Annotated in this window: 23 protein-coding genes; 14 read left to right on the top strand and 9 right to left on the bottom strand. The window is 65.3% G+C overall.

The annotated features are described in order from the left end of the window. Positions 1 to 33 precede the first annotated feature (33 nt). From HK108_RS03425 to HK108_RS03415, 3 genes are read right to left on the bottom strand one after another with little or no spacing between them, the layout of a single operon-like run. On the bottom strand, positions 34 to 936 hold the full coding sequence (locus HK108_RS03425) for an SURF1 family cytochrome oxidase biogenesis protein (RefSeq protein WP_139467274.1): 903 nt from the start codon (positions 934 to 936) through the stop codon (positions 34 to 36). Beyond that, a complete protein-coding gene (locus HK108_RS03420) occupies positions 933 to 1,145 on the bottom strand; it encodes a hypothetical protein (protein WP_139467273.1) in 213 nt (70 codons plus the stop codon). Before HK108_RS03420 ends, HK108_RS03425 begins: the two co-directional genes overlap by 4 nt. After that, the gene (locus HK108_RS03415) at positions 1,142 to 1,675 is read right to left on the bottom strand and encodes a DUF3099 domain-containing protein (protein ID WP_229663931.1); all 534 of its coding nucleotides are present in this window, start codon (positions 1,673 to 1,675) and stop codon (positions 1,142 to 1,144) included. The genes HK108_RS03420 and HK108_RS03415 overlap by 4 nt, the downstream gene beginning before the upstream one ends. Positions 1,676 to 1,775: 100 nt before the next feature. Here HK108_RS03415 and HK108_RS03410 point away from each other — a divergent pair, with 100 nt between their 5' ends. From HK108_RS03410 to HK108_RS03400, 3 genes are all read left to right on the top strand, one after another. Beyond that, positions 1,776 to 2,486, top strand: coding sequence for a beta-ketoacyl-ACP reductase (locus HK108_RS03410; protein WP_229663930.1), 711 nt, complete (start codon positions 1,776 to 1,778; stop codon positions 2,484 to 2,486). 148 nt (positions 2,487 to 2,634) lie between these two features. After that, positions 2,635 to 3,393: an enoyl-ACP reductase FabI gene (gene fabI, locus HK108_RS03405; protein ID WP_101544266.1), complete on the top strand. Its 759-nt coding sequence runs from the start codon at positions 2,635 to 2,637 to the stop codon at positions 3,391 to 3,393. An 8-nt stretch (positions 3,394 to 3,401) separates the two neighbouring features. Then, positions 3,402 to 3,908, top strand: coding sequence for a SixA phosphatase family protein (locus tag HK108_RS03400; RefSeq protein ID WP_181270515.1), 507 nt, complete (start codon positions 3,402 to 3,404; stop codon positions 3,906 to 3,908). Between the two features lie 130 nt (positions 3,909 to 4,038). Here HK108_RS03400 and serB read toward each other — a convergent pair whose 3' ends face one another. Together serB and HK108_RS03390 are read right to left on the bottom strand one after the other, a co-directional pair. Next, positions 4,039 to 4,716, bottom strand: coding sequence for a phosphoserine phosphatase SerB (serB, locus tag HK108_RS03395; RefSeq protein ID WP_229663929.1), 678 nt, complete (start codon positions 4,714 to 4,716; stop codon positions 4,039 to 4,041). Then, positions 4,713 to 5,447: a hypothetical protein gene (locus tag HK108_RS03390; RefSeq protein WP_139908061.1), complete on the bottom strand. Its 735-nt coding sequence runs from the start codon at positions 5,445 to 5,447 to the stop codon at positions 4,713 to 4,715. The genes serB and HK108_RS03390 overlap by 4 nt, the downstream gene beginning before the upstream one ends. A gap of 44 nt (positions 5,448 to 5,491) precedes the next feature. Between HK108_RS03390 and HK108_RS03385 the strand changes: the two genes are divergently transcribed. The 5 genes from HK108_RS03385 to HK108_RS03365 all read left to right on the top strand — a co-directional run bounded on the left by HK108_RS03385 (position 5,492) and on the right by HK108_RS03365 (position 9,828). Next, a complete protein-coding gene (locus HK108_RS03385) occupies positions 5,492 to 6,277 on the top strand; it encodes an ABC transporter ATP-binding protein (protein ID WP_181270514.1) in 786 nt (261 codons plus the stop codon). A 2-nt stretch (positions 6,278 to 6,279) separates the two neighbouring features. Next, positions 6,280 to 7,116 (top strand): sulfite exporter TauE/SafE family protein, encoded by an 837-nt coding sequence (locus HK108_RS03380; RefSeq protein ID WP_139467267.1) that lies wholly within the window; start codon positions 6,280 to 6,282, stop codon positions 7,114 to 7,116. A 54-nt stretch (positions 7,117 to 7,170) separates the two neighbouring features. Then, positions 7,171 to 8,076: a TrmH family RNA methyltransferase gene (locus tag HK108_RS03375; RefSeq protein WP_181270513.1), complete on the top strand. Its 906-nt coding sequence runs from the start codon at positions 7,171 to 7,173 to the stop codon at positions 8,074 to 8,076. Positions 8,077 to 8,108: 32 nt separating this feature from the next. After that, entirely contained in the window at positions 8,109 to 8,888 is a 780-nt protein-coding gene (locus HK108_RS03370; RefSeq protein WP_219922134.1) for a virulence RhuM family protein, read from the top strand. Positions 8,889 to 9,057: 169 nt separating this feature from the next. Beyond that, positions 9,058 to 9,828: a phosphatase gene (locus HK108_RS03365; protein ID WP_229663928.1), complete on the top strand. Its 771-nt coding sequence runs from the start codon at positions 9,058 to 9,060 to the stop codon at positions 9,826 to 9,828. A 45-nt stretch (positions 9,829 to 9,873) separates the two neighbouring features. Here HK108_RS03365 and HK108_RS03360 read toward each other — a convergent pair whose 3' ends face one another. Beyond that, the gene (locus HK108_RS03360) at positions 9,874 to 10,425 is read right to left on the bottom strand and encodes a YbaK/EbsC family protein (protein ID WP_181270512.1); all 552 of its coding nucleotides are present in this window, start codon (positions 10,423 to 10,425) and stop codon (positions 9,874 to 9,876) included. Between the two features lie 177 nt (positions 10,426 to 10,602). Between HK108_RS03360 and HK108_RS03355 the strand changes: the two genes are divergently transcribed. Further along, positions 10,603 to 10,857: a type B 50S ribosomal protein L31 gene (locus HK108_RS03355; RefSeq protein ID WP_101544255.1), complete on the top strand. Its 255-nt coding sequence runs from the start codon at positions 10,603 to 10,605 to the stop codon at positions 10,855 to 10,857. A 174-nt stretch (positions 10,858 to 11,031) separates the two neighbouring features. On the opposite strand, the gene thiD is transcribed toward HK108_RS03355, so the two are convergent. Genes thiD through HK108_RS03340 form a run of 3 tightly spaced genes read right to left on the bottom strand, consistent with a single transcriptional unit; the run spans position 11,032 to position 13,064 of the window. Continuing rightward, positions 11,032 to 11,856: a bifunctional hydroxymethylpyrimidine kinase/phosphomethylpyrimidine kinase gene (gene thiD, locus HK108_RS03350; RefSeq protein WP_139908057.1), complete on the bottom strand. Its 825-nt coding sequence runs from the start codon at positions 11,854 to 11,856 to the stop codon at positions 11,032 to 11,034. Positions 11,857 to 11,901: 45 nt separating this feature from the next. Beyond that, positions 11,902 to 12,366 (bottom strand): tRNA (cytidine(34)-2'-O)-methyltransferase, encoded by a 465-nt coding sequence (locus tag HK108_RS03345; RefSeq protein ID WP_181270511.1) that lies wholly within the window; start codon positions 12,364 to 12,366, stop codon positions 11,902 to 11,904. A gap of 20 nt (positions 12,367 to 12,386) precedes the next feature. Then, positions 12,387 to 13,064 carry a class I SAM-dependent methyltransferase gene (locus HK108_RS03340; protein WP_181270510.1) on the bottom strand — a complete coding sequence of 226 codons (678 nt, stop codon included), beginning with the start codon at positions 13,062 to 13,064 and terminating at the stop codon, positions 12,387 to 12,389. 234 nt (positions 13,065 to 13,298) lie between these two features. On the opposite strand from HK108_RS03340, the gene HK108_RS03335 reads away from it, so the two are divergent. The 5 genes from HK108_RS03335 to HK108_RS03315 all read left to right on the top strand — a co-directional run bounded on the left by HK108_RS03335 (position 13,299) and on the right by HK108_RS03315 (position 22,546). Continuing rightward, complete coding sequence (locus HK108_RS03335) at positions 13,299 to 15,113, top strand: HNH endonuclease signature motif containing protein (RefSeq protein ID WP_181270509.1); 1,815 nt, start codon at positions 13,299 to 13,301, stop codon at positions 15,111 to 15,113. A 39-nt stretch (positions 15,114 to 15,152) separates the two neighbouring features. After that, positions 15,153 to 15,923: a DnaE2-dependent mutagenesis accessory factor ImuA' gene (imuA', locus tag HK108_RS03330; protein WP_229663927.1), complete on the top strand. Its 771-nt coding sequence runs from the start codon at positions 15,153 to 15,155 to the stop codon at positions 15,921 to 15,923. After that, on the top strand, positions 15,913 to 17,538 hold the full coding sequence (locus HK108_RS03325; RefSeq protein ID WP_181270508.1) for a Y-family DNA polymerase: 1,626 nt from the start codon (positions 15,913 to 15,915) through the stop codon (positions 17,536 to 17,538). Before imuA' ends, HK108_RS03325 begins: the two co-directional genes overlap by 11 nt. Before the next feature lie 65 nt (positions 17,539 to 17,603). Beyond that, entirely contained in the window at positions 17,604 to 21,050 is a 3,447-nt protein-coding gene (locus HK108_RS03320) for an error-prone DNA polymerase (RefSeq protein WP_139467256.1), read from the top strand. Between the two features lie 173 nt (positions 21,051 to 21,223). Next, positions 21,224 to 22,546, top strand: a complete 1,323-nt coding sequence (locus tag HK108_RS03315) for an O-acetylhomoserine aminocarboxypropyltransferase/cysteine synthase family protein (RefSeq protein ID WP_139467255.1) — start codon at positions 21,224 to 21,226, stop codon at positions 22,544 to 22,546.

Genomic DNA, 22,546 nt, shown 5'->3' with positions numbered 1-22,546 from the left:
GTTGAGCCGGTCGGCCTCACTCGGCTGATCGGCTCACTTTGAGCGGAAGCGCTCCTCGAACAGGGCATCCTCCTCGGCTTCGGCCTGCCCGCGCACGGTGGGCGAGGCCCAGCGGTTGCGGCCATAGCGGCTGCCGGGCTGGCTGATCTTCGCGCCCGCGTCGAGGGCGGCCTTGTCGATGACGACCATTTCGTTCTCGACAGCGCCGTGCTCGACCGCCTCGGCGGCTGCCTTGCGCTCACGTCGGGCCGAGATGACCACGGCGATGATGATCATGATTCCGAAGGCGAACCACTGGAGCATATAGGACAGGTGGTTGCCCGGATCGAGCTCGGGCATCGGCAGCGGGGTCAGCCCCTCTTCCGGGGCACCGCCTGTCTCCGCCGGTGAGGCCTCGACGTAGACATGCGCATAGGCATCGTCCATTCCCGGAATGCGCGCGGGATCGATGGCTTTGATGAGGCCCTTCGGATTCTCATCCTCGGATCCGTCCTGAGCGGGACGCAGATGAGCGATGACGGTCTGCTCACCCCGAGGAGCGGGCGGCACGGAATCCTGTTCGGCGGTGAAGCCGCGGACGACGGCGATCGTCGATCCGCCGGTGATCTCGAACGGAGTCACCACATAGAAGCCGGGTTTGTCTTCCACCGTCCGGTTGCGTGCGAGGACGGTGTCCTCGTCGGAGAACGATCCGGTCAGCTCCACCTGGGTCCACTCATCGGTGGTCTCCAGCGTCGAATTCGGTGTCGAGAGCACCGAGGTGATGTCGACGGGGTCGGCGGAGTAGTTCGCGGTGATCGTCGCGATCTCCTGCTCCCGCTGATCGCGGCGGTCCTTCTGCCACAGGGCGAGGAACACGCAGGCGATGATGACGATGATCGCCATGGCGATGTATTTGAGCCAGCGTGCGGAGAAGAGGAAGGAATAGCGGCTCAACCTGCGTCCTCCGGAATATCGTCGACGGAGACGTCGGTGATGAAGAAGTCGCGCAGAGTCAGGAAGTCACGCAGATAGTCGAGGTGCTCATCACAGGCCAACCACGTCTTCTTCCGCTCGGGAGTGTGGACGCGGGGATTGTTCCACAGCAGGGCGCGGGTCGCGAACGCCCGGCATTCCTTCGCGGAACACTGCAGCTGCTCGCTCAAGCCTGGTCCCTCCTGTCCTCGTCGTTGTCGTCGACGGTCTCACCTTGGACGGTTTCGCCCGGGACCGTCTCGCCCCGGATCGTTTCGTGCCGGTGATCCGCGCCTGGATCGGACTCGTCAGGGGCGCCGTCTCGGGGATCTGTGCCACCTCGGGGATCTGCGTCGTCGCCCGTATCCCCTCCGAGGGTGTCGCCGGAGATCGTCTCACCGCGCGCCGGCGGCAGCTCTGTCAGCGGGGCCTGTTCGAGCAGGGCGGAACGATCATCTCGGGTGCGTTCACGGCCCGCATTGGCGAAGATCACCGCAGGGTAGGGGAGGACGACCGCCCCTGCCACGCAGATCCACATGAGGATGTGCATATCTGCGACGAAAGCGAAATAGGCGGCCACGAAGCAGACCGTCCTGATGCCCATGGTGATCGAATACTTGATGATCCGAGACCGCATATCGTCATCAAGGGCGGTGTCTGCCGTTGTGATCTGCTGAGCGTGCCTGACCATATCCTTCTTCGATCGATGACTGCCAAACATGATACTCGTCCTTTGTGAGAGTCATATCCATCGGCCAAAGGACAGGATAGGTTTGTCCACGATAGATTTGAAGAACACAGTCGATCAACAGGAGACCAACGTGTCAAAACCACGCACAGTCCTCGTCACCGGCGGCAACCGCGGAATCGGTCGCACCATCGCCGAGGAATTCCTCGCCCAGGGGGACAAGGTGGCAGTCACCTCCCGCAACGGTCAGGCCCCGGAGGGAGCGCTGGCCGTGGCCGCCGATGTCACCGACAGCGAATCGATCGATCGGGCGTTCACCGAGATCGAGGAGAAGCTCGGTCCCGTCGAGGTCGTCGTGGCCAATGCCGGAATCACCGCCGACAATCTGCTCATGCGGATGAACGATGACGAATTCGAATCCGTCATCAATACGAACCTCACCGGTGCCTTCCGCACCGTCAAGCGCGGAATCACCGGGATGATCCGCGCGAAGAAGGGCCGCATCGTCCTCATCTCCTCGGTGTCGGGTCTCTACGGGGTGCCCGGTCAGGCGAACTACTCCGCCTCGAAGGCCGGTCTCGTCGGCTTCGCCCGATCCATCACCCGTGAGGTCGGCTCCCGCGGAATCACCGCCAATGTCGTCGCCCCGGGCTTCATCCGCACGGATATGACCGATGAGCTCAGCGAGAAGCAGCGATCAGAGTACCTCGCCACCATCCCGGCGAAGCGATTCGCCGAACCCGGTGAGGTCGCCAAGGTCGTCCGTTGGATGGCCTCCGATGAAGCCGCTTACATCTCCGGTGCCGTCATCCCCGTCGACGGCGGACTGGGCATGGGCCACTGACTCAGACGGCGCTGGGCCGGTCACAACCGGATCCTCGTCCGCAGACGATGCGGCCCCGCCGGGCCGCAGCCCGTAGACTTCGATACAGAGACACCGCCCGAAGCGGCGTCATGCACACGCAAACCACCTTCCTTTCGAAAGGACCACCATGGGAATTCTTGACGGAAAGCGCATTCTCGTCACCGGCGTGCTCACCGAGGCGTCGATCGCCTTCGCCGCTGCTCGCATCGCACAGGAGCAGGGAGCCGAGGTCATTCTCTCGAGCTTCGGTCGCCAGATGAAGATCACTCAGGTGATCGCCGAACGCCTGCCCGAGACCCCGCAGGTCATCGAACTCGACGCCACGAACGAAGAGGACCTCGCGGCCCTGCCCGAGCGCCTCGGCGGCAACATCGACGGAATCGTCCACGCCATCGCCTTCGCTCCGAAGGACGCCCTCGGCGGAGTCTTCCTCGACACGCCTTGGGACTCCGTGTCCGCGGCCATCCACGTCTCCGCATACTCGCTCAAGGCCATCGCCGTGGCCGCGAAGCCCGTGCTCAACAAGGGCGCCGGAATCGTCGGACTGACCTTCGACGCGACCATCTCCTGGCCGGTCTACGACTGGATGGGTGTGGCCAAGGCCGCCTTCGAATCGACCGCCCGCTACCTCGCCAAGTACGTCGGTGAAGACGGCGTGCGCGTCAACCTCGTCTCGGCCGGACCGCTGAAGACCACCGCCGCAACCTCGATCCCCGGCTTCGGAACGCTCGAAGACATGTGGGGCGACCGCGCACCCCTGGGCTGGGACCAGAAGGACACCACTCCTGCCGGCAAGGCCATCGTCGCCCTGCTCTCCGACTGGTTCCCCGCCACTACCGGCGAGATGATCCACGTCGACGGCGGATTCCACTCCACCGGCGCCTGAGACCACTCATGCCTGTGCTCATCCTCGCCCGCCACGCCAAGGCGGAAGCGCACGGTCCGACCGACTTCGAACGGTCCCTGGATGCGAAGGGTCTGGCTCAAGCGGTCGAGGCCGGAGCCGAGATCGCCGAGCGCTGGTCACCCGATGTGGCCATCGCCTCGGCGGCCAGGCGCACCGTGCAGACCGGACAGGCTGTCGTCGAAGCCGTCAACCGCGCTCATGGAGGAACTCTCGACGAACCGGGCGACCTGACCCTGCGCGAGGATCCCTCGCTGTATTCCGGGTCCGTCGACGACTGGTTGGATGCGATCAACTCGATTCCCGCGGATGCGCAGTGCGCGTATGTCGTGGGCCATCAGCCGACCGTCGCCGAGGTGGTCGGCCACCTCAATCCGGAAGGCGGGGTTCCCGATACCTTCCGTCCCTCGTCGATCGCGGTCTTCGACCTCGAGAGCTGGGACGTGGAGCCGGGACACTACCCGGCCCCGCAGATCCGGGTCTTCCACGGAGTCTGAACGCACCGTCTGACCGACGCGATCTGTCGACAAGACGCCTGTGGCGCTGACGAAACATTCGTCAGCGCCACAGGCGTCTTCGGTCAGTCAATGGTCAATGGCGCCGGTGCCACACCCTGGGAGGGATCGCTCACACGTCTGCACGCGCAGCGACCAGGTCGATGACGGCTCGCAGGTCGCGTGTCTCCACGGACGCGTCCGCTGCGGCGACGAGCGCCGGTTTCGCACAGAAGGCGACTCCGAGGCCGGCGGCTTCGACCATGCCGATGTCATTGGCGCCGTCACCGATCGCCACCGAGGCGGCACGATCGTATCCGCCGGCAGCGAGTAGATTCTCGAAGATCTCGGCCTTGGCGCTCGGGTCGATGACACGGCCGTTCGTCCGCCCGGTCAGCAGCCCGTCATGGATGTCGAGTCCGTTGGCGAAGACGTCGGTGATGCCCAGCTGTGCGGCGACGGGAGCGATGATGGCGGTGAAGCCGCCCGACACCAGAGCCACCTGGCCGCCCGAGGAGTGCACTGCCGCGACCAGGTCGGCGGCTCCCTCGGTGAGGGTGATCTGCTCTCGCACCTCATCGAGCACGGTCTCCGGCAGCCCGCTCAGCAGGGCGACCCGTTCGGCGAGGGATTCGGCGAAGTCGAGCTCTCCGGCCATGGCGCGTTCGGTGATGTCGGCGACCTTGTCTCCGACCCCGGCATGGGCGGCGATGAGGTCAATGACCTCTTCGTTGATGAATGTCGAGTCGACGTCCATGACGAGCAGTTGGACGGGGATCTGGGAGGCGGTGGCCTGAGGCGTCTCATTCACCCCTTCATCGTAGCCACTGCCATGATGTAGTCCGCGGCGGCGGGGTGCAGCTGAGACAGCAGCGCACCGAACTCTGGCGGGGCGACGGTCGCAGGTGCGAGCACGGTGCGCATCCGGTGGTGGATGTCGAGGGCGGCGTAGATCGCTCGGGAATCCGCCTCAGTGGGGATGAGCCGGGAGATCGGGTGCATCGTCGACAGCTCCTCTTGCCAGTCACGCCACGGCCCCTGCCGCCAGTCCTCGGGAACGTCGATGGTCTCGACGAGGCGTAAGCCCTCCATCACCAGCAGGCGCAGACGCCGCAGCGCCTCGGGGGCGGACCCGACCGTGACGGGGCGGAAGACGGTGGGCGCACAGGCGATGATCTCGACGTTCGCCTCGGCGCCGATGAGGGCGATCGCCGCCTGCTCATCGCCGCGATGGAGGACGACGGGGGCGGTGTGGCGTCCGACCTTCGTTCGGGCGGTGCGATCGACCGGGGGAGTCGCATGCGGCAGAGACGGGTGGTGCAGCGCCAAGCGCGCATGGGTGATTCCCGAGGCGGCCGCCTCAGCGATGAAGAGCAGCAGACCGGTGGGAACGACCGAGTCGAAGACCTCATCGGAGACGATGAGAGGAACATCACGATCATCGTCGAGGAACGCAGAGGTCACCTCGTCAGGGGGCAGGGTCGAGCGCAGACGGTGGTTGAGGGCCAGGGTCAGCAGCAGTGAGTCGGTCGTGAGGTCCATGTCGAACCAGGATAGACGGCTCGTCTGCGATAGAGTCTGAAGATATGAGTGAAGTCCTGAATCTGGATTCTGTGTCCGTGCGCCGGGGGACGAATTTCCTCCTCGACGATTTCTCGCTGACCGTCGCCGAAGGCGAGCACTGGACAGTGCTCGGACCCAATGGTGCGGGCAAGACGACCCTGCTCGAAATCGCGGCCGGTCGCATGCATCCGACGACGGGTACGGTCAACATCCTCGAGGAGCAGCTCGGCCGCGTCGATGTGTTCGAGCTGCGCCCGCGCATCGGCTATGCCTCGACGATTCTGGCCAACCGCATTCCGAGTTCCGAAGCGGTCCTCGACACCGTGCTCACCGCCGCCTACGGCGTCACCGGACGTTGGGTGGAGGAGTACGAGCAGGACGATATCGAGCGTGCCCGCGATCTGCTGGCCGCGTTCCACATCACTCACTTGGCCGATCGCACCTTCGGTACGCTGTCCGAGGGCGAGCGCAAGCGTGTGCAGATCGCGCGTGCGCTCATGACCGACCCGGAGCTTCTGCTGCTCGACGAGCCGGCGTCCGGACTCGACTTCGGCGGGCGTGAGGAGCTGCTCGGCGCACTCTCGGAGATCCTCTCGTCGAAGTGGGCGCCGGCCACGATCATGGTCACCCACCACGTCGAGGAGATCCCGGAGGGCATCACTCATGTGCTGCTGCTGTCCGAGGGCACCGATCTGGCCGCAGGTCCGATCGAGGAGACCCTGACGGCGGAGAACCTCGCGGCGACCTTCGGCATCGACGTCAAGCTCACTCGGGACGGTCAGCGCTACCACGCACGTTCCGCCCTCTGAGCATGGAGTTCCTGGCGAACCTGAGCCTCGAACCGTGGCAGATCGGCCTTGTCATCGTCGCCGGAATCGCGGCAGGCGGCATCAACGCCGTCGTCGGCTCCGGAACGCTCATCACCTTCCCGGCGCTCGTCGCCTTCGGAGTGCCGCCGGTGGTGTCGACGATGAGCAACGCTGTCGGTCTCATCCCCGGCAATATCGCCTCCTCGTTCGGATACCGTGAAGAGCTGCGAGGGCAGTGGAAACGGATTCTCGGATACGTTCCCGCCTCTCTGCTCGGGTCGCTGACCGGTGCGTATCTGCTGCTGCACCTGCCCGAGGATGCTTTCGAGACGATCGTGCCGGTCCTCCTCGTCGTGGCCTTGATCATGGTGGTCGGGCAGCCGTACCTCTCCCGCTACCTGAAGAACCGGTCCCTGCGCCGGGCCGAGGCCGCCGGCGTCGAGCATCGGGCCGCCAAGGCGGGGGATCGCCTGTCCACGGGCCGGTACATCGCCGTGCTCATCGTCGTCTTCCTCACCGCGATCTACGGCGGCTACTTCGCCGCCGCCCAGGGCATCATCCTCATCGCCCTGCTCGGTCTGCTGCTGCCCGATGATCTGCAGCGACTCAACGGGCTGAAGAACGTCCTCGTCCTCGTCGTCAATACGGTCTCGGCAAGCACGTACATCATCGTCGGCCACGACCGGATCAACTGGATCGCCGTTGTCTGCATCGCCATCGGCTCACTCATCGGCGGGTACTTCGGTGCCCGAATCGGGCGGAAGTTCTCGCCCGTGCTGCTGCGCGCCGTCATCGTGGCCCTCGGACTCGTCGCGATCTGGAGGATCCTCACGCTGTGAACGGAATTCCGCTGTGAACGGGAGCACGCTGTGAACACTCCGGCCAAGGCACCCATGACCCGCCAGCAGGTCATCGATCGGTCCGCTGAGCTCGGGATCGCCGTCGAGCGTCTGCGCTTCTTCGACGAGGCGGACCTGACTTCTGGGAGCCAGGGCGATGATTCCGGCGATGCCCTGCACGGGCGCCTCGAGGGCATGCGCGACTACACGCAGCTGACCGATGTCGCCCTGCGCAGCGTCCGTGAACCCGCCGAGGGGCTGTTCATCGCCGAATCCTCGAAGATCATCCGCCGCGCTCATGCAGCCGGCCTCTCGCCTCGGTCGTTCCTCACCAGCCCGAAATGGCTGTTCGACCTGGCCGACATCATCGCTGAGAGCGATGTGCCGATCTTCATCGGCACGGATGCCGCTATGGAGTCCCTGACCGGATTCCACCTCCACCGAGGAGCTCTGGCCGCCATGGGCCGCCCCGCTCCGGCTCCGGTCTCCTCCTTGATCGCCGATGCCAGGCGACTCGTCGTCATCGAAGACATCGTCGACCATACGAACGTCGGCGCCATCTTCCGCTCCGCGGCCGCATTCGGAGTCGACGCCGTGCTCGTGACCCCGCGCTGCGCCGATCCGCTCTATCGCCGGTCGATCCGTGTGTCCATGGGCACGGTGTTCCAGGTGCCGTGGACGCGCATCGACCCGTGGCCCGCCGGAATCTCTGCCCTGCACGACGCCGGCTTCCACGTGGCCGCCCTGGCACTCGACGATGATTCTGTGGGGCTGCGCGACTTCGCCGCCTCGGCACCGGAGCGCACCGCGGTCGTCTTCGGCACTGAAGGCGAAGGACTCAGGCGATCGACGATCGCCGCCTGTGACTCGACCGTGATGATCCCCATGAGCGGGGGAGTGGACTCCCTCAACGTCGCGGCCGCCTCGGCGGTCACCTGCTTCGCCCTGCAGGACGATTGAGCCGTGTCAGTGGCGCACTTTGACGTTTGATTATGAGCAATTCGATTGAGCTGTATCCGACCGCTGACGGTGACGCCGCGCTCGAGGTGCGCACTGATTCCGATACCGTTTGGCTGACACGGCATCAGCTTTCGCATCTGTTCGGACGTGATGTGAAGACGATCGGCAAACATATCAACAACGCTCTGCGGGAGGAAGTCGACGGTGAGCCAACTGTCGCAAAATTTGCGACAGTTCAGAAAGAAGGCGCCCGAACCGTCACACGTATGGTTGAGCACTACAGCCTCGACATGGTCCTGTCGGTGGGATTTCGAGTGAAGTCGTCGGAAGGAGCGCGATTTCGCCGTTGGGCAAACGATGTCCTTCATCGCTATGCGATCGAAGGAACCGCCGTCAACCAACGGCGGTTGTCAGAATTGGGAAAGATTGTCAGCGTGCTGACGAGGTCGCAGGATGAATTGGTTGCGGGGGTTGCCGACGTACTGTCAACGTACCTGCCAAGTCTCACCATGCTCAGAGATTATGACGAAGGATACTTGTCGTCGAAATCGAGCTCCGTGCCTGGATGGGAATTGACCCTGGAAGAAGCACGCAGAATCATCGGCGGACTGTCATTGGCATTTCCCGACGATAAATTGCTGGGGAGGGAACGAGGCGATGCTCTAGGGGCTGTCATCGGGGCGATCTATCAGGGGTTCGGAGACCACGAACTCTATCCGACCGCCGAAGAGAAGACCACCCCCTCTCCGACGGCAACAAGCGCAGCGCCGCGGCGCTGTTCGTCACCTTCCTTGACCGCAACGGCGCGCTGATCGACCCCGATGGCAACAGGCGAGTCGACAACAATGCGCTGGCAGCGATGACGCTGCTGGTCGCGATGAGTGAACCTTCCGAGAAGGAACTGATGATCGCGCTCATCATCCGTATGATCGTCTCAGAAAGACAGTGATCATTCCCGCAGTCATGACGGAGAGGACCCCAGTGGACCGCAGCACCCTAGCCCTTGCTCTTGAAGCCGGACGGATCACCGGGGAGGTCGCCACACCGAGAGAGAACAACCTCTCGCACATCCACCGGTTCCTCGAACAGGAACGCCAATTCGACTTCGGCGTCGAACTCACCCGCGACTGGGACTATGACTCAGTGTTCGCGCTCATGGTCGAACGCTGCGGCCTGCGGCCCGATCCCGAGTTCGTCGAAGGCGTGGACACGATCTCCACCGAAGGCTGCATCGACGCTCTGGAGAAGCTCGCCGAGGCGGTCGGCCAGGTCGCCCGCGCCGGCGGCCGGATCCTCTTCGCCACCGGACATCCGGCAGGACTGCTGCCCGTGCATATGGCAATTGCCGCCGCGGCGAAAAACGCCGGCGCCGTCATCGACACCCGTGATCACTTCATCCCGGTCCCGGAGATCGGCGGCGACGTCCGTCAGATCCACAATGTGTGGACCTGGCACCAGCATGGCGGCAGCCCGCACACCCACCTGGCCGAACCGATGCATGCGCTGCTCAACGACTTCGCCGCCCGCGGCGGGTCGGCCCCGGACCTCGTTGTGGCCGATCATGGTTGGGCTGGTGCTGCCTCGAGCCGGGGACTGCGAACTATCGGCTACGCCGACTGCAACGATCCCGCCCTTTTCGTCGCCGAGGCGCAGGGGCAGATCGAAGCCACCATCCCCTTGGACGATGATGTGGTGCCAAACCTCTACGCCCCGCTCATCGACTACGTCATCGAACGAGCGGGACTGAACTGACGGGCAGTATCTGGCTGACGGACGGCGCGGGACCGAGCGCCACGGTCAGCCGATCTCGTTCGCGAGATCCTCGATCACCTCGGCGCCGGGCAGGGACGCGAGTGCGGATCCGGAGAGGAGCAGCTTGGAGCCGCGGATACCGGAACCGATGATGAGTTCGTCGGCCTCCGCAACGCGGGAGTCGATGAGCACCCGATAATTCTCCGGCAGGCCGATCGGTCCGATGCCGCCGTACTCCATCCCCGATTCGTTCACGGCGCGTTCGAGCGGCAGGAACGAGGCCTTGCGGACATCGAGGAGCTTCTTGACCCGCTTGTTGACGTCGGCGCGGGTGTTCGCCAGCACCATGCAGGCGGCGATCCGCTCCTCGCCGCCCCGCGAGCCGGCGACGAGAACGCAGTTCGCCGAGGTCGCCGGAGGCAGATCCGTGGCATCGAGGAGAGCAGCGGTATCGGCGATCTGCGGATCGATATCGAAGACGTCGACTTCGCCGGATACCGCGGACAAGGCGGTGGCCGTCGATTCGGCCATGAGTTCGGGGGCGGTGGCGGCGGGTCGGAGAGTGAACTGAGCGGAGAGGCGTTCCTTCGTGGTCATGGCCACAGTTTAGGAGATCCGTGTCGAATCGCTTTGTCCGGGCCCATCAGTTAGAATCGATTGTCGCTCCGTGTCCGGTTCCTACGGTTCGGAGTGTGTCCAGCAGACGAATTCGGGCACTGGCAGATGAGTTCAACTCATATCAGGCGCCTGAAAGAATTCAGCAGAGGTAAGAAAATGAAGAAGGACATCCACCCGGAATACGCACCGATCGTATTCAACGATCTGGCTTCCGGCACCAAGTTCCTCACCCGCTCCACCGCTAAGAGCGAGAAGACCATCGAGTGGGAAGACGGCAACACCTACCCCGTGATCGACGTCGAGATCTCGTCCGCTTCGCACCCGTTCTACACGGGCAAGCAGCGCATCCTCGACTCCGCCGGCCGCGTGGAGAAGTTCAAGGACCGCTACAAGGGCTTCGGCAAGCGCTGATCTCGGGCGTTCCAACAGCTTAATTCAGATTGCCCCGCACACCGATCAGGTGTGCGGGGCAATCTGCTGTCTGCGGGCCGCAGTGTCCGTTACGACAGTTCTGTCCGTTACGACGGCTCCGCGGAACCGTGCCAGGGTTGCGTCCCCGCGGGGACGCAACCCTGGCAACAGTGATCAGTCGACGGTGACTGAGACCTCGGAGGAGGGACTCACCCGTGCCGCCGGATGGTAGAGCGAAGCGACGCCGGTGGCATTGTCGAGGCAGTTCGCGATTCCGTGAGCGACCTTCTCCTTGGCGGAGACGACAGCGTCCTTGATGTCGAGACCGGTGGCGATTCCTGCCGCGATCGAGGAGGCGAAGGAGCATCCTGCGCCGTTGACGAGCTTGTTGTTGACCTTGCGCGAGCGCAGAGTCGTCACGGTCTCACCGTCGAAGAGGATGTCGATGGCATCGTCCCCGGCGAGACGGGCTCCGCCCTTGACGACGACGTTCTTCGCGCCCTGCCCGTGGATGATCTTCGCGGCCTCGACCATGCCCTCGACGGAGTCGATGGGGACGACCCCGGCCAGGGTCGCGGCCTCTTCGAGGTTCGGGGTGACGACGGTGGCCAGAGGCACGAGGTTCTCGACGAAGAGATCCTTGAGATCGACCATGGTGCCTGCGCCCTTGCACACGAGCACAGGATCGAAGACGTACGGCAGATCATTGGTCTTCAGCTCTTCGGCGAGGACCAGTGCCGAGTCGACGGAGCCGAGCATGCCGGACTTGATGGCGGTGAACTCGTGCACGGCCAGCGTCGATTCGAGCTGACGGGTGACGACCTCGGGCTCGATGAACTCGAGGACATGGGCGAATCCGTCATCGGGATCGAAAGTGACGATGCAGGTGACGACGGCAGTGCCGAAGGCCCCGTATTCGTCGAACATCTTCAGATCGGCTTCGAGTCCGGCTCCTCCGGAGACATCGGATCCGGCGACAGTGAGCACCTTTGCGGTCATAGTGGTCCTTTCAGGTAAAGCGTTCGCGAAGAAGTCTACGCGGGTTCAGGCCCCTGCGTAGCCGTGTTGACGCCAGGCTTCGTAGATGGCGATGGATGCCGAATTCGCCAGGTTGAGCGAACGGCGTGCCGGAAGCATCGGAATCCGCACGGTCATATCCACGTGCTCGTCGTTGACGACTTCGTCGGGCAGTCCTGTCGACTCGCGTCCGAAGACGAGGACATCACCGTCTTGGTAGTCCACATCGGCGAAGGAATTGTCCGTATGCGTGCTGAACGCGATCACCCGACGTTCGCCGAGGTGGCCCCAGAGTTCGTCGATCGAAGGATGGACGGTGACATGGGCGAGGTCGTGATAGTCGAGACCGGCTCGGCGCAGCTTCGCGTCGGAGAGGTCGAAGCCGAGGGGCTCGACGAGATGCAGATGGGCTCCGGTGACCGCGGCGAGCCGGATGGCGTTTCCGGTGTTGCCGGGGATCTCGGGAGTGTGGAAGACGATGTCGATGTTCATATCACCCTCATCTTCTCACCTCAGAGGCCGGCCTTACGAACGAGGAGGTACCCCTGCCTGGTCGCCTCCGGGAAGCGACCGGTCCGGTCGGGTTCGCGTTCGAGGCGGGAGGCAGGAATGAAGCCGTGCGGTTCGAGCGCGGTGATCACGTCATCGATCGAGCGGCGGTGGAAGTCGAGATCGACGTCGAAGCCGGCGAGATCGGAGAAGTGATCAACCCGGTCCCCGAGCTGGAACGCCAACTGGAACCAACCGCCCGGACGCAGGACACGGGCCGCCTCGGCGAAGGTGAGGACAAGCTCATCGTCCGGGACGTGGATCGTCGAGTACCAGGCGACGAGACCGGAGAAGGACTCAGCGGCATAGGGCAGGGCGGTCATCGACCCGACGTCGAACTGATGCGTCGGATAGAGGCCCTGAGCGAGTTCGATCATGGCAGGGGAGAGGTCGAGTCCGCGCGGCTCGAGCCCGAGGGCGGCGAGGAACGTGGTGATGCGACCGGGCCCGCAGCCCAGGTCGAGGACCTCCGCTGAGCCGGTGCCGAGGACGAGCTCGGAGAAGGCCCCGAGGACGGCACGGTCATGCGGTTTGGCGGTGAGCTCATCGGCGACCCATTCCGTGTAGGTCCGGGCGATCGCATCATAGGAATCACGCGTGGCCGCTTCGCGGGCCGAACTGCCGTTTGTGCCGTCGGTCATGACGCCACCCTACCCGGACGCACTGACACGAGCGCGTCGACGGGAGCAGGTTGCGGTGGCTTCGGCAAGTGTGCAGCCATCACCAGCAGAAACGAAAATGAATCGAAGATAATCAATGAATAATCAGTTCGGCTTGCATTAGAGGGAATTCTCGTGTCAGTGCCGAGTTCTAGAGTGGGAGCACGGTCGGTGGTCATGGGGGCTGCGGGGCCGAACGGCACGAGGAGGGACGCCATGCACGACGAAGATCAGGTCGATCCGTGGGGCGAGGACATGGAATGGGAAAGACGTGTGAGGGAAGCGGCCGTGGCCTCGGCAAGCCAGAGCGGAATTCCGTCCGCTCAGGCATGGGCAGGCTCGGGACCGTGGGGCAGGGGACAGCAGAACACGGCTCGGTGGGATGAGGCAGGAGCGAGTTCGGCTGCACAGGAATCGACGCGACCGCGCGCAGCCGAGACCGCGGAGCTCGAGCGATTGAGCGTGGATCCGAAGGACTATGGAGGGGCTGACGCCGATGTGGACCCCAGCACCCTCACCTGTGAGCAGATCGTGACGGATATCCGGCGCAGCATCTCATGCATCTCCTTCTGCCATGCCCGCGTCATCACCCTCATCGACGAGGTCGAGAGGCGGGGATTGTGGGCGGAATGGGTCGGTGTGAAGACCCTGACCGAGTGGGTGATGCATGTGGCGTCGGTGAGCATGCACACGGCTCGCGAGTATGTGCGCGTGATGAGGGCTCTGCGGGACATGCCGAAAGTGAAGAAGAGTCTGGCGGGCGGTGATATCAGCTTCTCAAAGGTGAGGGAAGTGACCCGACTGGGGGAGCGGATCGGCGACGATGAGGCGCTGCGTCTGGCCACCCTCGCCACCGGCAGCCAGATCAGCCGGATCTCGCAGAACTACCAGCAGCTGGCCGACAAGATCGACAACGGCCCGTTCCCTCTGTACCTGGCTCAGGACAGTGTGAGCATGCGTCAGGTGGCACCCGGTCGGACCCGGATCACGATCGAACTCGAGGAAGACGACGCCGCAGAGATCGCCGCGATGCTCGACGCCGCCCGCCAGGTTCTCGAACGTCCCGTCCATGATGGCGGTTCCGATGGGGATGGGGCTGCGGGCGAGGGTGGCAAAGCGGACGAGGCTCCTTATGAGCCGGTCTCCCAGGTCATGTGCCTGATGGAGATCATCCACGCCTTCCCTCGTGCCGAGCCCACGGGTTCGATCGACGCCGATCGTGCCCGACTGCTCGTTCATGCCTCCGCAGAGGTGATCACCCGCAGCGGCGCCACGATGGAAGCCGCGCCCGCGTTCAAGCCCCCTCTGCTCAGCATCCCCGCAAAGCCGACCGCCGTCTGCGTCCCCGCGGGGACGGAAGGCGAACCGGACGGTCCGGCAGGAGTCGAGGGAAACGTTCCCGCGGGGACGTCGAGCGGAGGCGCGGATACGACCTGCCGGATCGAAGGGTTCGGCGGCATCACTGCGGCGACGGCGGAGCGCCTGAGCTGTGAGGCGCTGATCAGCGGGGCGATCAAGGATGCCGGAGGTGACGTCCTCATGCTCGGGCGCTCGAAGCGTCTGGTGAGCAGACGACAGCGAATGGCGCTGAGTGTGCGTGATGTCTGCTGCCAATTCCCCGGCTGTCGCGCCCGCAGGCGATGCGATGCCCACCATATCCGCCCCTGGTCGCAGGGCGGGAGGACCGATATGGACAATCTCATCCTGCTCTGTCGCAGACATCACACCGTGGTGCACAAATACCAGCTGCGCATCGAACGCACCGGAGCGGACTTCGCTGGAGCGATGCGCGGTCCCGCCGCCTTTGCCTTCTACTTGCCCGACGGCTCCCAGCTGCTTCCTCTGGAAAGCCGGATGAGGGGACGGATGATGTTCAACACGGCGGTTCGCGTTGCCAAGGTCAGGCAGATCACGAAAGCGGCCGATCCCGGCACTGTCGGCGGCGGTTACGGCTTTGACCTCGGCCTCTGTATCGCATGGATGTTCGAAGCCGAATGGCGACACGCCCGGGAAAGCAAAGCTGTTGTCTGAATCTTGCCAATTTAGAACACCAGTTCGATAATGGATGTCATGTCAACAGCACCGGTCATCGAACAGCTCAGTCGGGAGACGGGGATCTCCACGGCTGCGGCACTGTTCGACAAGATCCCACCTCATCCGGTGGATCCTGTGCTCTCTCCGCTGTTCCGTCGCGGCGGTCTGCCGCGTGGGGAACTCGTCACTGTCACCGGTGACCTGTCGCTGAGCTGCGGCCTGGCGACGATCGCTGCGGCGACCCGGGAGCAGAAGTGGTGTGCCGGCATCGGGCTCGGCGAACCGTCCGTGTCCTCGATCGCCGACCTCGGTGTCGATCTCGACCATTTCGTCAACCTCGCGACCCCTGGTGAGGACTGGCTGCGAGTGGCTTCGATCCTCATCGAATCCTTCGACATCATCCTCGTCGACCCCGGCTTCGCCCCGAGTGCTTCGGAACGGGCCCGACTCCTGGCGAAGATCCGTGAACGACGAATGAGCCTCATCAGCCTCCGACCTCTTTCCGGCAGTACGGAGCAGATCGAGATCACCGACACCCGCTGGTCGGGTGCCGAACACGGTCACGGCCGTCTGCAGTCCTGCCTCGTCCGCGCTCGTTCACAGACGGGAACCCACCGGTTCCTGCTGCCGGGACCGTCAGGAACTCCCGCCAGCGTCCCCGCGGGGACGCTGGAAGTGGTGGCAGACGGCGGAGCGTCCAAGGCCCCGACAACGGATCTGGGCACAGATCCGGCCACGGGCACGGACGACGATCCTCGGTGGTCGACGATCAGACAGCTGCGGCAGGTGATCAGCCATGTCGGATGAGTCCGGCCGCACCCTCGTGCTCACTGTTCCCGACTGGCCGGCGGTGGCCGCAGCGGTCGAACACGACATCGCACCGGGCCGCCCTGTCGCGGTCCTCCACGCCGGCAAGGTCATCGCCGCCGATGCTCCGGCCCGTGCCGCCGGAATCACCGCCGGGAACAACAAACGCGCCGTGGGATACCGCTGTCCGGAAGCCCACATCGCGGTCTGGGACGAAGAGGCCGACAACCGACATTTCAGTGCCGGCGTCGGTGCCCTCGACAACCTCGTCGCCAGGTTCACCCTGCTCAGCCCGGGAACATTGGCGATCCCTCTCGACTCGCTCAGACACGGCTACGCCGACGAAGCCGATGCGGTCGAGACACTGGTCTCGGCGCTTGTCGATGACACCGGATGGGAGTTCTTCCCCGGGATCGCGGACACCGTCTTCGCCGCGGTCCTCGCCGCCGGACAGGCGCGCCGCGTCGAACCCGGACAGACCGTGGACTTCCTCTCCGCCCAGCCGATCACCACCCTGGAATACGCCGGCGCCGAGGCGACCGCGCTGATCGAGGTCTTCCTGCAGCTGGGGCTGCGCACCCTCGGTGACCTCGCCCGCCTCGCGACCCAAGACGTGAACGCACGCTTCGGCGCCTTCGGTCGGCATCTGCACGACCTGGCCTCCGGGCGGGCAGGAGCCCCGCTCGCCGATCATGTCCGCGGCGAACAGCTCGACGTCGAACTCGACCTCGATGCCCCGACGACCCGCAGCGACACCCTCGGCTTCCTCGCCCGCCAGCTCGGTGCCGACCTGTTGGCCAAGGTGCGCAGACAGGGGCTGGTCTGCACCCAGATCACGATCGAACTCGATGCCGCGGGCGGCCAGTCCTCGTCCCGGACCTGGCGGATCGAGGACATGCAGGAGAACGCGATCGCCGACCGCCTGCGGTGGCAGGCCGAAGGCTGGCTGGCGGGAGTGGGCCGGGGTTCGCCTCCGGGACAGAATCCCCGCACGGCACAGCCTGACCCGCAGGAACTCGACATCGTCGACGAGCCGGCACCCGACGCCGCGGACTTCTCCGAGGATGGCATCATCGCGCTGCGCCTCATCGCGGCCGAACTGACCACCCCGATCGGTGCCACACGCAGCCTGTTCGACGAGAACACCGGGCAGATCACCCATACGCTCGAGCGTCTGCAGGGACTGTTCGGTCCCGATGCCGTCCTGGTTCCGGGCATCCAAGGCGGGTGGGACCCGGCAGAGACGAACCTGTGGACCCCGTGGCAGCAGGCGGCCGTCCCCGAACGCAGCCCTGCCGCTCCCTGGCCCGGTGCTCTGCACGCACCCCGTCCGACGACGGTCGAACACTCCGCCGTCGACGTGCTCGCCGCGGACGGCTCACCGGTGGAAGCACGCCCCTCGGGTCTGGGTGCGGCCCCGGCGACGATCAGATTCCCCACCGGGCAGACCGAGACCATCACCGACTACTCCGGTTCCTGGCCCATCGAATCCGGATGGTGGGACCCGAACCGAGCCGTCTACCGCACCCGGCTGCAGGTGGTCACCGATGCCGGCCGTGCCCTTCTGCTGAGCAAAGAGCACGGTCAGTGGTACCTCACCGGCCGTTACCGCTGACCGGCAACCTGCCGACCAACGACCCCAGCCGAGAGAACGACCCCACTTGAGAGGAGGAGATCCCGATGGGATTCTCTAACCCGCGCACACCGTGGTCGAAGCTGGCGCGCCGCCTCGAAGGCAAGGACATCCCGTCCTCCCCGGCGGACAAACAGCCTGCTGGCGAGAACCCGGCAGGAACACAGCCTGTCGACAAGCACGCCGACGGCTCCGACGCCCCTGCGTTCTCCCGTCCCGACCGCTACCAAGTCTCGGTCGGCCCCGGCGGTTCGGACGGACGCAGCCGTTATCAGGAGCCGACAGGCGCCGGCAGCGCTCAGGGGCCGAACCACGGACCGGGACTGCTGCGGAAGCAGGTCGACTGGGCGGAGCTGCATGTGCATTCCCAGTTCAGCTTCCTCGACGGAGCCTCCGACCCCGAGGAGCTCGTCGCCGCCGGTGCCGCCGCCGGGCTGAGCTCCCTGGCGCTGACCGACCACAACGGACTCTACGGAGCCGTCCGCTTCGCCCATGCCGCCGCCGAGGTGGGGCTGGACACCGTGTTCGGCTCCGAGCTGTCCGTGGGATTGCAGGAGAAGATCCCCGGCCAGACCGATCCCGATGCCACCCACCTGCTCGTCCTCGCCCGCAGTGTCGAGGGCTACCACCAGCTCTCTCAGATCATCACCGAGGCGAACCTGCGCGGTGAGAAGAACCGTCCGCTCTTCGACCTCGAAGAACTCGCGGCCGAGGACGGAGACTGGATGATCCTCACCGGCTGTCGCAAAGGACCGCTGCGACGAGCGTTGGGCGACGATGACGGCGGGCTCAGCGCTCTGCGCGAACTCACCGCACTCTTCGGACCCGACCGGGTCGCCGTCGAACTCAGCCGGGACGGAACCCCGGATGACGACGAGAGGCTGCGCCACCTCGGCGATCTGGCCCAGCGGACGGGACTGCCGATCATCGCCAGCAACGCCGTCCACTTCGCCACCCGGGCCGAGTGGAAGTCGGCTCAGGTGCGTGCCTCGGTGCGGTCGCGGAAGCCCCTGGACGAACTGGCCGGATGGCTGCCGGCGACGGCGAGCGCACGCATCCACACCGGTGAGGAGATGCTCGCGCGATTCCCGCGGCAGGCTGTGGACAATGCGGTGCGGATCGGTCAGGACTGCTCCTTCGTCCTCTCCTCGGCCCGTCCCGACCTGCCGAAGGCGCCGATGCCCGATGAGACCGAGGGGGAGACGTATCTGCGTGGCCTCATCGCCGAACGCGGCCGCACCCGCTACGGATCCCGAGCAGAGCACCCGCGGGCCTGGGAGCAGCTGGACCGGGAGATGGACATGATCGCCCAACTGGGCTTCTGCGGCTACTTCCTCATCGTCTTCGACATCACCGAGTTCTGCCGCAATATGGGCATCTTCTGCCAAGGCCGGGGTTCGGCGGCGAACTCCGCGGTCTGCTACGTCCTCGGCATCACCGCCGTCGACGCCGTCAAACACGGACTGCTCTTCGACCGGTTCCTGTCCCCGGACCGCAAGGGGTACCCGGACATCGACATCGACATCGAATCCGGCCGCCGCGAAGAGGTCATCCAATACGTCTACGACCATTTCGGTCGTGACCGGGCCGCCCAGGTCGCCAATGTCATCACCTACCGTGCGAAATCGGCTATCCGGGACGCCGCCTTCAGCCTCGGCTATGCCCCCGGCCAGCAGGATGCGTTCTCGAAGTCGAGCAACCGGTGGTCGAGCCTGCCCGATGCCGAGGACTCACCGGTGCCCGCACCGGTGCTCAAGGTCGCCGAGGATCTGCTCGGCTCACCGCGCCATCTGGGCATCCACTCCGGCGGGATGATCCTGGCCGACCGTGCCATCGGTGAAGTCGTGCCGATCGAGAAGGCGACGATGGGCCACCGCACCGTCGTCCAATGGGACAAGGACGACTGCGCGGCCATGGACCTGGTCAAGTTCGACCTGCTCGGTCTGGGCATGCTCACCGCCCTGCACGAGATGGTCGGACTCGTCCACCGTCATACTGGGGTCCTCATCGACCGGGCGGAGATCGATGACGACGACGAAGCCGTCTACGAGATGCTCTGCCGTGCCGATGCGATCGGGGTCTTCCAGGTCGAATCCCGCGCCCAGCTGGCCACCCTGCCCCGGCTGCGCCCGGAGAAGTTCTACGACTTGGCCGTGCAGGTCGCCCTCATCCGACCGGGGCCGATCCAAGGCGGCTCCGTCCACCCCTATATCCGCCGACGGCAGGGTCTGGATGAGGTCGAATACCTCCACCCGCTGCTCGAGAAGTCCTTGGCCAAGACCTGCGGGGTCCCTCTGTTCCAAGAGCAGCTCATGCAGATGGCCATCGACGTCGGCGGGTTCACCGGGGCCGATGCCGACCGGCTGCGGCAGGCCATGGGCTCCCGTCGGTCGGAGAAGCGGATGGCCGAACTCGCCGAGAAGTTCCGTACCGGAGCCATGGAGCGCGGAGTCGACGCGGAGACCGCCGAGACGATCTTCTCCACCATCGCGGCCTTCGCGAACTACGGATTCCCCGAATCGCATGCCATCAGCTTCGCGAACCTCGTCTATCAGTCCGCCTGGTTCAAATACCATCACCACGCCGCCTTCACCGCCGGTCTGCTGCGCAGCCAGCCGATGGGCTTCTACTCCCCGCAGTCGCTCATCGCCGATGCCCGCCGGCACGGAGTGCCGATCCTGCCCGTCGACATCCGCCGGTCCCAGGCGGCCACGGACCTCGAACGGGTCGCAGAGGCCGGGGATGGGGACACCGCCTCAGCGGGGGAGGACAAGGACACGACCGCCTCGGCGGGGGAGCTGGGGATCCGCTTGGGGCTGGACACGGTCGCGCATGTCGGCTCCTTCGCCGAGGTGATCGTGACCGAACGCGAGATCGCTCCCTTCGCCTCGGTGGCGGACCTGGCCGAACGCACCGGCATCGGCAAGCAGGCCCTGGAATCGCTGGCCACGGCCGGGGCCCTGTCCGGATTCGACCTCGACCGACGGCAGGCCCTGTGGCTGGCCGGGGGAGTCGCCGGTGCCCATCCGGGGCTGCTGCCGGGAACGGCGAGCGTGGACTCGGCGCCGAGCCTGCCGACCATGGACGCCTTCGATACGACCTTGGCCGAACTCTTCTCCACCGGGATCACCGTCGACGGCTACCCCACGGAGATGATGCGCGAGACGCTGAGCGCCCGCGGATACTCATCGACCGCAGATGCAGCGCGTGCGGCGGACGGAACCCGGATGACGGTGGCCGCGATCGTCACCCATCGGCAGCGCCCGGCCACCGCCTCGGGGATCACCTTCATCAACCTCGAAGACGAATTCGGGATGCTCAACGTCGTAGCCACGGCCGGGCTGATGAAACGCTTCCGCACGGTCGCGACCTCCCGCAATGCCCTCGTCGTCACCGGACTCATCCAGCGCGGGGGAGACGTGGTCAGCCTCTACGCGCACAAACTCGTCCCCCTCGAGGTGCAGCTGCCGACGAAGGCGCGGAACTTCCGGTGATCGTCGGCACAGCACACGTGTGACAACTGCACGGCGCGGTGTGACGAAACATGACACACGATGACGCCAACATGACACACAGGCGGGTGCCAGCCGGCGAAGTCGATGACAGTAGACACATCACATCGCCTCAACCAGCGACACCGCCACCGCACTCATACAGGAGAGTCACCATGACCCAGGCATTCGAAACCCGTCAGATCCATGCCGGACAGGTTCCCGATCCGACCACCGGTTCGCGCGCCCTGCCCATCCACCAGACCACCTCGTTCGTGTTCAACGACGTCGACCACGCCGCAGCGCGCTTTGCGCTGACCGACGTCGGCCCCGTCTACAGCCGCCTGACGAACCCGACGAACGAGGTCGTCGAGAACCGCATCGCCGATCTCGAAGGCGGCGTCCACGCCGTCCTCACCGCCTCGGGCCAGTCCGCGGCATTCCTCGCGATCACGAACGTCGCCGGAGCCGGTGACCACATCGTGGCCAGCTCCAGCCTCTACGGCGGAACCGTCAACCTCCTCGACGTCACCCTGCGCAAGCTCGGCATCGAGACCACCTTCGTCAATGTCGACGACCATGAGGCGTGGAAGAACGCGATCCAGGACAACACGAAGCTCCTCTTCGGCGAGGTCGTGTCGAACCCGCGCTCAGACATCCTCGACATCGAGGCGATCGCCGGAATCGCTCACGATGCCGGTGTGCCGCTGATCGTCGACAACACCCTCGCCAGCCCATACCTCGTGCGTCCGATCGAACACGGCGCCGACGTCGTGCTCCACTCGGCCACGAAGTACCTCGGCGGCCACGGCAACTCCGTTGCCGGTGTCCTCGTCGACAGCGGCAACTTCGACTACGGAGCACAGCCGGAGAAGTTCCCCGGCTTCAATGAACCCGACGCTTCCTACAACGGACTCGTCTTCGCTCGCGACCTCGGCGCCGACGGAGCTTTCGGAGTGAACGTGTCCTTCGGACTCAAGGCTCGCGTGCAGGGCCTGCGCGACCTCGGACCCTCGCTCAGTCCGACGAACGCATTCCTGCTGGCCCAGGGCATCGAGACCCTGAGCCTGCGCATCGAGCGCCACGTGGAGAACGCGAACAAGGTCGCCGCCTACCTCGAGGCTCACAGCCAGGTCGACCGCGTCGCCTACGCCGGACTCGAGTCGAGCCCCTGGAACGGACTGGCCAAGAAGTACCTGCCGAACGGCGTGGGTTCGGTGCTCGCCTTCGACATCGCCGGCGGATACGACGCCGCTGTGGCCTTCGTCGACGCCCTCGAACTGCACTCGCTGGTGGCGAACATCGGCGACGTCCGCTCGCTCGTCATCCACCCGGCCTCGACCACGCACGCTCAGCTCGACGAGGAAGCCCAGAAGGCGGCCGGAGTCAACCCGGCACTGGTCCGCCTGTCCGTGGGCATCGAAGGTGTCGACGACATCATCGGCGACCTCGACAAGGGCTTCGCGGCAGCTGCGGCGAAGGCGCAGACCGCGGCCTGA

It is taken from the genome of Brevibacterium sediminis (genome assembly GCF_013623905.1).
Classification (GTDB): Bacteria; Actinomycetota; Actinomycetes; order Actinomycetales; family Brevibacteriaceae; genus Brevibacterium; species Brevibacterium sediminis.
Note: the sequence above shows the minus strand (reverse complement) of the source record. Positions and strands in the feature narration are given on the sequence as shown.